Below are 14,410 nucleotides of genomic sequence, written 5' to 3'. Positions count from 1 at the left end.
AGCTCACTCGAAGCGCCGCGTCGGGTCGAACATCTCCTCCGGCAGCTTGATGCCGTAGGAGCGCAACCGATCGGCGAAGTGCGGGCGCACGCCGGTCGCAGTGAAATGCCCTTGTACTGCGCCGTTGTCGGCGATGCCGGTCTGGCGGAAGGTGAATACTTCCTGCATGGTGATCACGTCGCCTTCCATGCCGGTGATCTCCTGGATGCTGGTCAGCTTGCGCTTGCCGTCGGTCAGGCGGTTGGTCTGCACGATCACGCCGATGGCGCCCGCGATCTGTGCACGCGCGACCTTCGGCGGCAGGTTCGCGCCCGCCATGCCGATCATGTTTTCCATCCGACCGAGCGCGTCGCGCGCCGTGTTCGCATGAACAGTGGTCATGGAACCCTCATGGCCGGTGTTCATCGCCTGCAACACGTCGAAGGCTTCGGCGCCGCGCGTCTCGCCAAGGATGATGCGGTCCGGCCGCATGCGCAGCGCATTGCGGACCAGCGCACGCTGGGTCACTTCGCCCTTGCCCTCGATGTTTGGCGGGCGCGTTTCAAGCCGTACGACGTGAGGCTGTTGCAGCTGCAGCTCGGCCGCATCCTCGATCGTCACGATGCGTTCGTCGTGCGGAATGTAGCTCGACAGGATGTTGAGCAAGGTCGTCTTGCCGCTGCCGGTGCCGCCCGAGATCAGGATGTTCACCTTGGAGTGCACCAGGCCCGCGAGCAGTTCGGCCATCGCCGGGGTGAGCGTCTTGTAGTCGATCAGCTTCATCATCGTCAGCGGGACGGCGGCGAAGCGGCGGATCGAGACGATCGGCCCATCGAGCGCAAGCGGCGGGATGATGGCATTCACCCGCGAGCCGTCCGGCAGGCGGGCATCGACCATCGGGCTCGATTCATCGACCCGGCGTCCCACACGGGAGACGATCTTGTCGATGATCTTCATCAGGTGGGCGTCGTCGCTGAAGGAGATGTCGGTGAGCTCTATCTTGCCGTGACGCTCCACGTAGACCTGCTGGGAGCCGTTGATCAGGATGTCGGAGACGGTCGGATCGGCGAGCAGCGGTTCGATCGGCCCCAGCCCCAGCATTTCGTACTGGATGTCGCGGACCAGATCGCGCCGCTCATTGGCGTTGACGACGACGTTTTCCTCGGCGAGCAGGCGCTCCACCATCAGCCGCAATTCCTCGCGCAGGCGGTCGGGCGCGAGATCCTCCATCGCCTCCAGATCGAGGCGCGACAGGAGCAACTGGTGTATGCGCATCTTCAGGCGCTGGTACGCCTTCGTGGCACCAGTGTCCGGAGCCGCCACTTGAGAGCGCAGGGGGGCTTCGGGTGAGACGGATTCGAGGCGCTGACGCAAGCTCATGTGGTGCTCCTATGGAACGGGGCCGGCTTCCTAGTTGGTCGCAAACAGGCGCGACAGCCAGCCCTTGCCAGATTTTTCGGGAGTTGCCGCAAGGGAATCGGCAATTTCGCGCAAGGCTTTCGTGACCGGGCTGTTCTTCGCCAATCGGGCAATGGGCTCGCCTTGATTGACCGACGCCGCCACTGCCTCATAGGCATTCGGAATGGCCTTGTACACTTTGGCGTTTACCGTGCGCTCGAGATCTTCGATGCTGATCTCCCCGGTCTTCTGCAGCCGGTTCACGATGAGTCCGACCTTGGTCATGGGGTATCCGAGCGATAGCAGCACCTGGACCAGGCGCTTCGCCTCGCGGATGAAGGGCAGTGTCAACTGCACCACCGGGAAGATCATGTCCGCCATGTCCAGCGGCTGGAGGCTGACACCATCCAGCGAACGCCCGACGTCGACGATGACGAAATCGTAGTTTGCACGCGCGACCTTCAGGATCGATTCAATATGCTCGGCACGAACGTCGGTGGCGTGGGCCGGGTCTTCGGGAGCTGCCAGCAGGTTGAAGCCGGGGGCGATTTCCATCATCGCCGATTCGAGAAAGGCCGCGTCGAGCCGGTGAATCTGCTGGCACACCACCGCCAGGTCGCTCGCCGGGTGCTGGTCGGTGACGTACATCGAGGCGTCGCCGAACTGCAGGTTGAGGTCGATGAACGCGACCCGTTTGCCATGACTGGCAGCCAGAACCCAGGCCAGGTTGGTTGCGATGAAGGTCGCTCCGCTTCCGCCCTTGCATGAGGTGAATGCGAGGATCTTGCCTGCCGACGACTCGGCCCTGCGTTTCGGCGCAATGCGACCGATGGCGTCATGGAGCAGCGCGCCTGCGGTCGGCGTCGGCAACACTTCGCGCACGCCCGCGCGCATGGCGCGCAGCAGAAACTCGGGCGTCTGGTTGTCGCTCACCACGATGAAGGCAGCGTCCGGATTGCGTTGCCGCAGTCGCGCCAGGCTTTCGAGGCCGCCGTTCTCGGGCAGGCCGCCATTGACGATCAGCACGTCCGGCACGTCGGCGATCGCCTCGAGTTCGGCGGCACCACACTGGAGCGCTGCAACCTCGCCCACGCTCCTGTCGCCTTCGAGGATGCGAGTGATTTCGCTCAGATGCTGTGTGTCAGAGGACACGACGGTAATTCTGGTCTTGCTCATTTCCTGTACCTCTGAAATGGCATGCACGGACGCCTATGGGGATACGCTGAACCCCAAGCTCTCCGCCGGCATGATCACGCTGGAAACCGGGATGTTGATTGCAAGGAAAGGGAACAGTCCGACCATCGGCAGGTACTTGATGGATCCGGTACAGGTTCCCGCGGTGGCGACGCAGGCCTCGACATAGCGCACGCAACTCGTCGTCCGGGTCACATCCATGCAGGCTGAGATGTTGTCGATCGGGTCGAGCGGCATCGGGTCGGCTACCACGAGGTTTTCGTTAAGGTAGTTGATCCTCACGTCGGTGGCAGTGATTTCCTTGGCAGCCGGGAGATAGGCCGTGCCGCTCCCGGACTCCGGGTTGAACACCGCCGCGCGCGACACCTGTCCGGCGTCCGCGAATCCCCTCACGACGGCTTCGCGCGCTGCGCGCCGCGTCACCTCCTGCACGGTGTTCCACACGTACAGGACGCGGCCGAACTCCATGATGCCGAACACGATCGTGAAGAAAAGCATCGCGACGATCGCAAACTCGACCGCCGTCGTACCCCGTTGTCGGTTGCCGCTGAACGATTGTCGGATCTCGCTGGCCATGGCACGCCTCACTTCATGTAGGGCATCGTGGTTTGCGGTGCGAGCGCCACGCCCGAATACACCTTGGCATCCCCTCCGCTCGGCGACAGGAAGGGGAACATCCCTCCAATGTCGATCGAGTAGCCCGTGATCGCGACCCTGATGTTCTTCGGCGCGTCGGTGCCGCTGCCGCAGCCGATGGCGTCGAATGTTTCATTCAGGCAAGTCACCGAAACCTGTGCGGTGCTGAGCGCCGGCTTCAGGTTGGCCGCGTTGGCAGCCTCCGTGACGAGGAACTTGGCGTCCGCGATGAAGGTGCCGGTCGAAAAAGTCGCCTTGTCGGCAACGCTCAGCGTCCGTGCACCGTCGCGGGTGGCCTTGGTCAGGGCGTCGTAGTACCAGAAGGCGCGGCCGAACTCGACGATGCCGGCCGTCAGCAGCAGCAGGAAGACGATGACGAGCGCCAACTCGACCGCCGCCACGCCGCGTTGTGCCTTGAAGGTGCGCGGATGTTTCATTTGGGCACCCATATCCTCGCTAACGGTAGAGCCGGATTTCCGACAACAGGATGTCGTCGACCAGTCCGGCGAATTCCATGTCCATCTGGCGGTTTGGCCCGCCCGAGAAGTTTGCCGGGACCTGCATGAAGAACTTGCCGATCCCGACGACATCCATGGCCTGGCAGGCGCCGAGCCCTACCGGCGGTACCGTGCAATCAACGATGACGATGTTGAGGACGCGACGGTTGCGCACACCGGGTCGGCTCGGGGCCTTGAAGTATGTGGCGCTGCCGGTCTGGTTATACGGGGCCGGTGGAGTGGTCGAAGGAAAACCGTTTCCGACGGTGATCGGATAGTTCGCGACATCGAAGTACGAAACGCTGACGTCCTGCGTGTTGTACATGTCGCTGCCATTGGCATCGGCAGGTGTGAAAGGGGCGCCGGCCTTCGGTGGGGATCCACCATTGGATTGGTACGCGGGGCCGTAGGACCACTGCACGCCATACTTGTCGCGGGCGAGGTTCGGCCGGTTTGGTGGAAGCGCATAGGCCGGTTTGTTGAGGGCCGTTTCGACGAACTCCCGGTTGGGCAGCGTGCTGCCAGCCGGGTCCATCCAGTCCTTCGGCGTGGTGAGAGCATCGTTGACGGCGGGCGGCACGCTCAGGCACTCGGGGTCGGAGCTCGGGCTGGGGTTCGTGCAGTGGTATTCCTTGATATTCGTGTCAGGCGGGGCGCTGCCCGGGTCGCAGACCGATGGCGGCTTGTAATCGTCGAAGCGCGAGTTGAGCGAGCTGTCCAGTGAAGCCGTCATGCCGGTATTCACATAGACCTTGCCGCTGCCGCTGCTGATCACGGCACTGTTGCCGGTGCAAATGAAGGGCGCAGTGAAGGTCGCGCTCGAATGGTTCGGGTCGCAACTGTTCGGATAAGTGTCGACGGGGTTGATGAGATAGGGGTCGGATGGGCCGCTCGCCAGAGGGTTCAACTGGAAGAGGTTGTAGGTCACACCGCGCCGGAAACCCAGTTCCACCAGCTCGGTCATGCCGTTGGAATGCGTGTACTGGCTGGTACGGTTCGCCGGATCGACCGCGCAGACGCCGATTGGGGTCACGTTCGTCTGATAGCGCCCCGCAACCGAGTAACCCGCCGTCTGCGTGGTGTTGTAGGCGGCGCCAGCCACGCGCATCAGGTACGTGTTGAGGGACTGGGTGCCGGTGTCCACCTCGATGAAGCTCAGGCCGGAGGCCATCCCGTCGCTCGTCACGCTCGAGGCGGGTATGAAGGTGCAGGTCGGGCTACGGACCCCGGGGCGGCTCCAGGTATTGGCGTTCCCGGCATTGGGGCACGACGCGAGCCGGATGTTCGCGATCGTGATGCTGACCGGCGTCTTGAAGTCGTACCGGTGCTGGGCGGCGGTCGCAATCGCCCGGTTGACGGCGGCCGTCACGCCACTCAGCTTGTTGTTGAGTTCCTTGGCGCCCGCCAGCGCGGCGGCATCGGAGGCGTTCTGCAGTTCCGACTTGGCGATGTAGAGATGCCCGAGGTCCAGCACCAGCCCGCCAAACGCGAACAGCACGACGGCTGTCAGGCCGGCCATGATCGCGACGGCGCCCCGCTGGCGGGATCTTGGTGTGTGAACCTTGGGCATTTTTGTCCTCCTTCTACGCGCTCACTGCCCCGAGCCGCCGACCCCGATCGTGAAGACGCCCGTCTGCGGCTGCGGTTGCGTGAAGCTCTTGGCGTATTCGCCCATGGCCCCTTGAGCGGCCTTGCCATCCATCCCGGACACGGCAGATGGGTTGAGCGAGGCTTCCGGCGCGATGACCTGTTGTGCGGCGAGAACCCTTGCCGCTTCGCCAAACTGTGCGTCCCAGTGAGGCGAGGTCGCTACGCAGCCGGTCTGTGCCAAGGCCACGAGGGCGCTTCCAACTATCCAGATATTGCGCATGATCGGCCTCCTCACTTGGTCTCGAATCCGCCGGCGGCGGGGGCTGTTTCCGCGGCCGCGGGCATCACGCCTTGCTCTCGTGCGGGCGCCGCACCGCCTTCCAGCTTGCCGCTCCAGATCACGTCGGCGCGATTCGGCTCGACGTAGTTGTCGGTGGGCAACGTATAGTTGGGCGGCAGCGGCTTGACCAGGCGCGGCGTGATCACGAAGACGAGTTCGGACTTGTCGGTCTGGAATTCCGTGCTGCGGAACAGCGCACCGATGATGGGAAGCTCCCCAAGGACGGGGAAGGCGCGGATGTTCGTCGTTGCGTTGTTCTTGATCAGGCCGCCGATTGCAAAGCTCTGTCCGTCTTCGAGTTGGACCGTCGTGAAGGCCCGGCGCGTCGTGAAGGCCGGCAGGATTGCGAGGCCATTGACCCCGGGAGCGGTCAAGCCCACGCCTTCGCGGTTGAGTTCCGAGACTTCCGGGCGAACGGCAAGGTTGATGCGGCCGCCATCGAGCACGGTCGGGGTGAACTTCACCGACACGCCGAACTCTTTCTCTTCCAGCGTGATCGTCTGGCCGCCGTTGTTATTGCTCTGCGCCACGGGGATGAAGATTTTGCCGCCGGCGAGGAAACTGCCCTCCTGCCCGCTGATGGCCATCACGGTCGGTTCCGCGAGGATCTTCACCAGGCCGTCGGTCTTCTGCATGTCCAGGCCGAGGTTCGTGACGCCTTCCGCCGGCACAGTGCCGAAGGTGGTTGTGTACTTCGGCACGAGCTGTCCGCCGACCTCGGTCAGTTCCTGGGTCACGTTGCCGCCGGCCGCAATGTCGCCCGGAATCGTGCCGCCGACGACGGCGCCGACGGAACTGAGCGGCGCACCGTTCGGGCCGACACGGGAGATCTGCCCGAGCCGGCCGGACTTGCCGCCGAAGATGCCGGACAGGAAGCGCATCACCGAGCCGTCGACGTAGGCTCTCGAGAAGTCGATGCCGAAGCGATCGAGCACGGCCTTCGAGACCTCGGCCACCTTCACTTCCAGCATCACCTGCTGCGGCGCGCCCACCTGCAGCATGTTCAGCACGCGGACGCTGTTTCCGTCTTGCGCTCCTCCGCCGTCACGGACGTAGGCCGCAGCGATCTGCACCGCGCGATCGACCTTTGTCGCGTCGCTCACGGTGCCGGTCAGCACCAGCGAATCGTAGGCCGAGGTGACCTTGATGCCCGTCTCCCCCGGCATCAGCGCGGCGATCGCACCTTGCACCGAGGTGATATCCATCGCGACCGTCACATCGAGCGCGGTGCAGCCACCGGCACGGTCGACCAGCACCACGTTCGTCGCTCCGACGGTCTTGCCGAGCAGGTAAATCTCATTGGGGCTGAGCAGCAACACATCGACCTGCGCGACGCCGGGGCGGCCGTCGTCCTGTCGTTGCTGCTGGCGGTTCTTATCATCCTTCTGATTCTCGGCGCTCGGACGCGCGGCCTGCGCGTTCTCAGGGTTGCCGAGCAGGATGCGCGTGACCGGCGTCTGCGGCCGGATCACCGAGGACTTGCCGACGGGAATGGTCACCATCGGTGCAATCTCCACCCGGCCGCAGGGCGAGCCGCCGCCGGGGGCCACGAGGGGCTTGCCGACGGCCGCTTGTGCGGCGCCCGGAATGAGGAGCGCAGCCACGACTGACAATGCGCATGCTGTGGTCCGGCGATTTTCCTTGTTCTTGTACGGGATCATGATGTCCTCACGCGTCGATGCAGGTTCGGAATTGGGCTAGAAGCATTCATTGACCTTATTCACGCCGCGGATCACCTCGACGCACACGCGATCGCTCGGTGCAGGCGACGGACGCGGCTTGGCAGCGACGCGCCGCATCGCTGGCGCGGGCTTGGCGGCGACCGGCTCGGGCGGAGCCTCTGCGGCGGTGCGGAGCAGTTTTGCCTTCGTGATACCCGCGGTGTCGGTCGGATCGGAATCGACCTGGTTGCGCAGCACCAGCGAAAGGTTGCCGACGCTGCGCGCGAGGTCGAGCCGCTCTGCCTGCTCAGGCGTAACCTCGAGGGTGACGGCGTTCACCACCTTGGGTTTGGTTTCGTCGCGGTTGGCCTCCTGGGCGACGGCCAGCACGAGGATGCGCTCCAGGACGATCTTGGAGATCATCTGGTCCTCGCTGTTGCGGTTCGCGCCGGTGTTCTCCGTGTTGACCATGATGTCCACGTAGTTGCCCGGCAGCGCGAAACCGGCCACGCCGATGACGTCATTCACGCGCACGGTGATCGCCCGCTTGCCCTGGGGCACGACGGCGGACAAACCGCCCTTGGTGCCGACGGGGGCGAGGCGCGATTCGAGGACCGGCTCGCCCGGCAGGATGCTCGTGAGGGCTACGCGGCCGTCCAGCGCGGCAAGGTCGGTGAAAGCGCCGGTCGGCACGCTGCCGGACGGCCACTCCACCAAGCGCAAGGCATCGGGGGTGATCTGCCCGCCCAGCTGCAGCTCGACGGCCGCGACGGCGATGCGGTTGTCGACGGGGGCGGCCTTCTGCTGCAGCCATCGGGTTCCCAGCACCACTGCCGCAAGGCCTGCCAGCATCGCGACGAACAGAAAGACGAGACCTTTGCTTTTCATGAGAGTCCCCTTGTATCCGGACCGTCAGCAAAACTGCGCCGGCCCCGCAAGTGCCCGCCGTGGCGAGCGTTCAGGCGTCCCGACCCCGTTCCGGTCGTCGCGCCTCTCTGCCTGCCGCATCCTCAGCGGGATGCGAAGTAGTTGTGCCAGGCCCAATGCAGCGAATCCTGGGTGAGTCGTGCCGGTTCGCCGCGGTAGCGGGCCAGGTCCGCGATCTGGTTGATGATGTCGCGCGGGTAACAGGCCAGCAGCGGCTGGCCATGAACCTTGTGATAATCATTCACCAGTGTTTCGAACGCCACCTGATCGAAAGGTACGCCCCTTTCCTCGCAGACACGCGTGAATATGTTCCTGTACTGTTCCTCGTCCATCGGCCCGATGTGAATTTTGTAACCAAGCCGACGTAAAAAAGCCGGGTCGGCCACTTCGGACGGCATCAGGTTGGTCGAGAAGACCAGCACCACGTCGAAGGGCAGCGAGAATTTCGTTCCACTGTGCAGCGCCAGATAGTCGTGGTGCCGGTCCATCGGCACGATCCAGCGATTCATCAGTTGTTCCGGCTTGATGAGCTGGCGTCCGAGGTCATCCACCACGAACAGACCGTTGTTGGCCTTGACGTGCGGAGGCGCCTGGTAGAAGCCGGTGCTGGCGTCGTAATCCAGGTCCAGCATGCGCAGCGTGAGCTCGCCGCCGGTGATCGCCACCGGGCGCTTGCAGATTACCCAGCGCAGGTCGGGCCGCATCAGGTTGTCGAGCGCGGCCGGGCGGGAGTGGTCCTCGACCGGCGTGTGGATCAGCGGGTCGAAGATCTGGATGATTTCCCCATCCACGAGGATGGCATGCGGCACGGCGATGTCGCCATCGAGCAGCAAGGAAAGGCGCTCGGCGAGATAGGTTTTGCCGGCACCCGCCGGTCCGTACAGGAACATCGCCCGCCCCGAGCCCATTGCCGCGCCGAGTTGGTCGCGCACCTCGGGGTTGATGATCAGCCCGCGGAAGGCCTCGTTAACGTCCTCGCGCGTGACGCGCATCTTGGTGACGGACTGCTTCTCGACCTGGGCTACATAGGCGGCCAGGCTGACCGGCGCCGCGCCCGCGTACTTGCAGCGGCTCAAGTACTCCGAAGCCCGCGCACGGCCGGCGTCGGTGAGTTCATACAGGATGTCGCCATCGGTCTCGCCGCGCCGCATCACCTCGCAGATCCGCTCCGCGCGCATGAACGCGAGCAGGTTCTCGAGAACGGTTGCTGGAAGATGCAGGCGCTGGGAAATCTCGGTCAGCCGCATCTGACCGCGTACGAACATCAGTTTCGTTGCGAGCTCGACGAGAAACAGCAGCGGCAGGCCGGTGTCCTCGAGTGTGCGTGGCGCCCGGGGAAACGCAGCATTGTCGTCGATGGGAATGACGCGGGCGCTGGATGGTGCGTTCATGACAGTGCTCCGAAGAGTAGTCGGCTCAGCTCAAGGCCCAGCCTCCGTTGCGGACTAGGTAGAGCTGCAGGAGGGTGCCCGCCGCGATGGCGACCGCGTAGGGCATGCGGCCGGCGGTCTGTTGCAGCGGTTCGAATTTTGGGCTGGTGCCGCCGGCAGCGCTGATCGCGCTTGTGGTCAGCATAAAGCGGAGGTTGAGGATGAGCTGGCGGAAACTGCGCTGCCACAGTGCCATCGCAATTGCGAGCACGCCGCCGGCGGCGAAAGTCAGGACGACGACCCCAAGGGTTTGCAGGGGGCCGAGGAAGGCTCCGACCATCATCATGAGCTTGACGTCGCCGGCTCCCATTGCGCGCAGGGCGTAGAGGGGAAACAGGGCAGCAAAGCCAACGGCGATGCCGGCGAAGGCTGTGACGAGCTCAATTGCTCCACCCGAGGGATCAAAAATTCCAGCTCCGCGTGGAGCCACGCCGTTGAAAGCGAAGGCTGCGCCCAAGCCAACGACGATAGAAAAATTGTGCACCTTTCCTGCGCGCAAGTCTGTGATGACAGCGATTGCGAGAACACCGAGCAGGCTGGCGAGTCCGAGGTTCATTTGTTGTCCCATCGCTTCGTAGTCTGTGGGTTCACTTTGAGGCATTTGGACCGCGTAAGCGCGGCCCAAATGCCAAACTCTCGAGATCGCCCGTTAGGGGTTAGGCGCCCCTTGGAGGGTTGTCCCGACAAAGTTGAAGACGCGATCAAGTTCAACACCGATGATTTTTGCTCCAGCGATGATCATTACGGCAATTAGCGCTGCGATCAAACCATATTCGATCGCGGTCACGCCCTCTTCATTTCGAATGAATTTCTTGAGCATCTCAGTCATTTCAACCTCCGTTTTCAAGAAAATGGCAAGTTTGCGGCGGAAAACCGGAGCGGGAAGGTCGCTCCGGTAAAGCCAGCTTAGGGGTTAGGCGCGCCTTGGAGGGTTGTCCCGACAAACTTGAAGACGCGATCGAGTTCAACCCCGATAATTTTGGCGCCGGCGATGATCATCACCGCAATGAGCGCGGCGATCAGCCCATACTCGATCGCGGTTACACCCTCTTCATCCCGAATGAACTGCTTGAGCATTTCCAACATGATTTTCTCCTTCATCAAGAAAACGCCGGGCCTCCCGGCTTCCGCACCGGAGCGGGAGGCCCGTTCCGGAAATACGCTGCGAGTCATCTTCGTTCCTCGCGGCAAAATCGTTGTTCACTCAGGACACTGCGTCTGCGACTTTGAGCGAGATTTCGTCATAGAGCACTTTGATGCTGTCACCAACAAAACCGACCGAAATCGCAATCGCGCCGAAGATCAGGGCTGCCAACAGCGCATACTCGATCGCGGTGACGCCGTCTTGTTCCGCCCAGAATTCGTTGAGCAGTGCTCGGATCTGCACGGTGTTCATTTCGGTTCGGTCGTCCCGTTCAGTGTGTCTTGAGTTCAGGTTAGGCGCCGCCCAACGCGGCAACATCGGCAATTGCGCCCAAGGTGGCTAGTTATATGGAACGAGCGGCAGGGGTGACAATTGTCATTGGTTGTGTTGAGCCTTTGGGTTTGGCCGATCGCGGCCGCGTTTGACGCGCTGCGCTGCCTTCGTAAGGACATGGACGTGCGAGCCCCAGGTGAGACGACAACTAGATGTGTACGGTGTGCGTTGTGCAGACGAGGCGTGTCAAGGCAATTGATCTGTCGCGATCAGTAGGCCGATTGGCGAGGGTGCGGGCGCGACTAGAACACGAAGGGGATGAGTCGCCATCTGACGCGGCTTCGGTATGCCCGGTACTCGGGTGTCTGAGCGAGATGCCTTTCTTCGAAATAAACGCGCGCCAATAGCAGGGTCAGGCTGACCGCCACGATGAGCAGATTCGGGGACGAGAAGTTGGCCGCAAGATAGAAACAAAAATTGAAAAGGTAACTGGCGTAAATTGGATGTCGCACGAAGCGATACATGCCCGCGGTTTTCAGTTCACGTAGCGCGGGTACTAGTGCGAGACTGCGATTGAGGGACAGCACGGCAGCAATCTGCATGGTCGACCCAAGCAGCACTCCCCACTCTGCGAACGGCACAGGGGTGTCGGACGTCGGCCGGAGCAGCAGCGGCAAGAAGGTCCCCAGAACCGCTACGACCCATTCATGGGGATTATTCGTGAAGGACTTCGGCTCTGTGCGAAGCAGGAAAAACGCCGCGATGAGGGTTTCCGCGACGCCGAATACAAGGAGGCTTGCCTTCCCGTTGAGATTGAACGTTACGAGGTGTGCCGCTGCGAAGAAGCCCCATAACGCTGAAAGGATAACCCCGGTAAAAATCTGTGCGCGGGGCGACGCGATCATTTGAGGGATTCGGGGCATTTGACTGATGTCCATGCAAGGTTCGCTTACGAAACTTCTGTGCCGACATAGGTTTTCCGGATGGGCGATCCAGCGACAGCGGGTCAGTTTTTCGAGGTCGTGGCTATTTGGTAGAGTGCTTGCCAAGCATTGCGCGCCGCGTCCGTGTTTATATGATGGTCCAGACGGCGTATCGCCACATCGATCGATGCGACTGCTTCGGTTGGTTTCCATAAACCGGTCGGTCCGTGACAACTGTCACCCCTGCCGGCCTATTCCATGGCGCGGAGAACCGCTGCGATCAGTTCGTCGCCCGAGGCGGTTTTCGACACGAAGTCGGCGGCGCCGAGGTCCAGCGCGCGGCGGCGCGTCGCTGGCGTGTCGAGGCAGGTGAAGACGACGATTCGTGCGTCACAGTCGCACAGCAACAGGGGAATCAACGCCAGCCCGTCCTCGCCGCCGAGGTCGACGTCGAGAATGATGACTCCGGGCTGCGTGCTGCGCGCCAGCTCGAGCGCCAAGCTGCCGGTGGCGGCGCAGCCGGCGACCCGCATCGACGGCCCCTCGCTCTCAATCAACGCGGTTACCCCCGCAAGGATCGCCCGCTGGTCATCGACCAGCAGCACTTCAATTGGACGGGCGAGGGTGAGGCAGGGCACGGCGTGCTCCGCTTGTGCGACGTGCGTCGCGATGGGTTCAACATACCGTGTATTGGGTAGTTTCGCCCATAGGAGGACGCGCGCGGGAGGCCCGTGACAAACTGCCTGGATAGGGCGCCGTACTGCGCCCCACTTGCCAAGTTCAGAACGCTACTGTCGCCTCGTTCGAGCAAGCCGCCGTTCCGGTTTCGCACACCTTGTAGGTGTAGGAGCCGCCGCCGGTGCGGTTGATCGGGTCCGTGTAGGCGCCGTCGTTGCCGGTGGTGGTGAGGATGCTGCCGTTGCGCACGACGTCCATCGAGCTGGCGGCGGACCCTGTCCATTGCAGGTCGGCTTTCTGCTGTCCCTTGACCTTGTAGCCGGTGGCCGTGAGGGTGATGGTCGGAGGCGGAGGAGGCGGGTTGTCGGCGGTGAGGGCGAGGTGGGCGTTGATGCGGCCGTACCGCACCCAGGCGCGGAAGTTCTGGCCGAGGGCGCCTTGGGCGTTGGCGCTGTTCTCGATGTAGGCGCGGGCCTGGACGTTGGTGATGCCGGCATAACGGGCGAGCACGAGCGCGGCGAGGCCGGCGACGTGGGGGGACGCCATGGAGGTGCCGGAGAGCCAGTTGTAACAGCCTTCGGGGTCGTCCGGCGGGATGCCGCAGGCGACGTTCGGGTAGGCCGACAGGATGTCGTGGCCGGGGGCGGCGACCGATACCCAGGACGAGCCGAAGCTGGAGAAATAGGCGAGGTTGTCGTGGCGGTCGGTGGCGGCGACGGAGATGACTTCGGGGAAGGCGGCGGGGTAGTGGCGCGTCGATGCGTAATCGTTGCCGGCGGCGGCGACGAGGACGACGCCCTTGCTCCAGGCGTACTTGATGGCGTCCGCTTCGGCCTGGGACGGGGAATAGGGGTCAGGGTCGCTGCCGTAGCTCATGTTGGCGACGCGATAGCCGTTGTCGGCGGCGTACAGGAGGCCTGCGACGGAGTCGGCGACGTCGCACATGCCCAGCAGCGGGAAATCCACCGAGGGCCATTCGTGACACACTTTCAGCGAACCGATCCGGGCGTTCCAGCCGACACCGGCGGTGCCCTTGCCGTTGTCGGTGTTGGCGGCGGCGATGCCGGCGACGTGGGTGCCGTGTCCGATCACGTCGGCGGTGGTGGTGCTGGCGGTGAAGTTCCGCTCCTCGATGCATTTGCCGAGGAGGTCGACGTGGGTGCATTCGACGCCGCTGTCGAGGATCGCGATCCGGATGTTCTCGTTGCTGCGCGAGAGGTCCCACGCTTCGGGTGCGTCGATGTCGGCGTCGAGGGTGCCGGTGACGTTGGCGCCTGACGCGGTGTCGTAGAGGGGCTGCGCGGTGTTGTTGATGCCCCATTGCAGAGCGAGGTATTCGGTGCCGAGTCCCGTCGGCAGCATCGGGTCGCGGCCTTCTGTCGGCAGGATTAGGGCGCGATGGAGGTTGGGCTCGGCGTAGCGGATGTAGGGGTTGTGCTCATAGAGCGCGATGCTCGCTTCGACGGCGCCGGCAGGGATGGCGAGCAGTTGGACGCCGATGGCGTCGAACCTCTTGATCACTTGTGCGCCGGCTGCGGCGTGGGCCTGCGCGATTTGCGCGCCGGGGGTGCCGGGCTTGAAGGCGACCAGCAGTTGGTCGGGGGCGAAGCGCGGGGGCGGGGGAGCGCCTTCGGGGAGACCGCCGGCGTGGGAGGAGGGCAGGGCGAACAGCACGCTGGCTGCAACGAACGGGGCCAGGAAGAAGGCTCGGCGCATGATCTCTCCTCCACGATGTATTGC

General features: G+C 63.6%; 16 protein-coding genes. All 16 read right to left on the bottom strand.

Features of this window, described 5'->3' with window-relative positions:
• Positions 1 to 3: 3 nt before the first annotated feature.
• Positions 4 to 1,359 (bottom strand): TadA family conjugal transfer-associated ATPase, encoded by a 1,356-nt coding sequence (locus ToN1_RS09995; protein WP_169206807.1) that lies wholly within the window; start codon positions 1,357 to 1,359, stop codon positions 4 to 6.
• A gap of 30 nt (positions 1,360 to 1,389) precedes the next feature.
• A complete protein-coding gene (locus tag ToN1_RS09990) occupies positions 1,390 to 2,553 on the bottom strand; it encodes a CpaE/TadZ family protein (protein ID WP_169206806.1) in 1,164 nt (387 codons plus the stop codon).
• Positions 2,554 to 2,586: 33 nt separating this feature from the next.
• Positions 2,587 to 3,147 (bottom strand): TadE/TadG family type IV pilus assembly protein, encoded by a 561-nt coding sequence (locus ToN1_RS09985; protein ID WP_169206805.1) that lies wholly within the window; start codon positions 3,145 to 3,147, stop codon positions 2,587 to 2,589.
• Between the two features lie 8 nt (positions 3,148 to 3,155).
• Positions 3,156 to 3,644, bottom strand: coding sequence for a TadE/TadG family type IV pilus assembly protein (locus tag ToN1_RS09980; RefSeq protein WP_169206804.1), 489 nt, complete (start codon positions 3,642 to 3,644; stop codon positions 3,156 to 3,158).
• Positions 3,645 to 3,663: 19 nt separating this feature from the next.
• The gene (locus tag ToN1_RS09975; protein ID WP_169206803.1) at positions 3,664 to 5,274 is read right to left on the bottom strand and encodes a TadE/TadG family type IV pilus assembly protein; all 1,611 of its coding nucleotides are present in this window, start codon (positions 5,272 to 5,274) and stop codon (positions 3,664 to 3,666) included.
• Positions 5,275 to 5,295: 21 nt separating this feature from the next.
• A complete protein-coding gene (locus ToN1_RS09970) occupies positions 5,296 to 5,574 on the bottom strand; it encodes a pilus assembly protein (protein ID WP_169206802.1) in 279 nt (92 codons plus the stop codon).
• An 11-nt stretch (positions 5,575 to 5,585) separates the two neighbouring features.
• On the bottom strand, positions 5,586 to 7,238 hold the full coding sequence (locus ToN1_RS09965; RefSeq protein ID WP_244861013.1) for a type II and III secretion system protein family protein: 1,653 nt from the start codon (positions 7,236 to 7,238) through the stop codon (positions 5,586 to 5,588).
• A 93-nt stretch (positions 7,239 to 7,331) separates the two neighbouring features.
• Entirely contained in the window at positions 7,332 to 8,183 is an 852-nt protein-coding gene (gene cpaB / locus ToN1_RS09960; RefSeq protein ID WP_169206800.1) for a Flp pilus assembly protein CpaB, read from the bottom strand.
• A 122-nt stretch (positions 8,184 to 8,305) separates the two neighbouring features.
• Complete coding sequence (locus tag ToN1_RS09955; RefSeq protein WP_169206799.1) at positions 8,306 to 9,613, bottom strand: P-loop NTPase family protein; 1,308 nt, start codon at positions 9,611 to 9,613, stop codon at positions 8,306 to 8,308.
• A gap of 25 nt (positions 9,614 to 9,638) precedes the next feature.
• Entirely contained in the window at positions 9,639 to 10,208 is a 570-nt protein-coding gene (locus ToN1_RS09950) for an A24 family peptidase (RefSeq protein WP_169206798.1), read from the bottom strand.
• Between the two features lie 93 nt (positions 10,209 to 10,301).
• The gene (locus ToN1_RS09945; RefSeq protein WP_169206797.1) at positions 10,302 to 10,481 is read right to left on the bottom strand and encodes a Flp family type IVb pilin; all 180 of its coding nucleotides are present in this window, start codon (positions 10,479 to 10,481) and stop codon (positions 10,302 to 10,304) included.
• A gap of 77 nt (positions 10,482 to 10,558) precedes the next feature.
• Entirely contained in the window at positions 10,559 to 10,825 is a 267-nt protein-coding gene (locus tag ToN1_RS09940; protein WP_342344170.1) for a Flp family type IVb pilin, read from the bottom strand.
• Between the two features lie 31 nt (positions 10,826 to 10,856).
• Positions 10,857 to 11,048, bottom strand: coding sequence for a Flp family type IVb pilin (locus tag ToN1_RS09935; RefSeq protein WP_210148083.1), 192 nt, complete (start codon positions 11,046 to 11,048; stop codon positions 10,857 to 10,859).
• Between the two features lie 323 nt (positions 11,049 to 11,371).
• Positions 11,372 to 12,007 (bottom strand): methyltransferase family protein, encoded by a 636-nt coding sequence (locus ToN1_RS09930; RefSeq protein ID WP_169206796.1) that lies wholly within the window; start codon positions 12,005 to 12,007, stop codon positions 11,372 to 11,374.
• A gap of 236 nt (positions 12,008 to 12,243) precedes the next feature.
• Positions 12,244 to 12,630 carry a response regulator gene (locus tag ToN1_RS09925; protein ID WP_169206795.1) on the bottom strand — a complete coding sequence of 129 codons (387 nt, stop codon included), beginning with the start codon at positions 12,628 to 12,630 and terminating at the stop codon, positions 12,244 to 12,246.
• A 142-nt stretch (positions 12,631 to 12,772) separates the two neighbouring features.
• Positions 12,773 to 14,386, bottom strand: coding sequence for a S8 family peptidase (locus ToN1_RS09920; RefSeq protein WP_210148082.1), 1,614 nt, complete (start codon positions 14,384 to 14,386; stop codon positions 12,773 to 12,775).
• Positions 14,387 to 14,410: the final 24 nt, after the last annotated feature.

Source organism: Aromatoleum petrolei (assembly GCF_017894385.1).
GTDB classification, from domain to species: domain Bacteria; phylum Pseudomonadota; class Gammaproteobacteria; order Burkholderiales; family Rhodocyclaceae; genus Aromatoleum; species Aromatoleum petrolei.
This window is presented reverse-complemented; position numbering and strand designations above follow the sequence as displayed.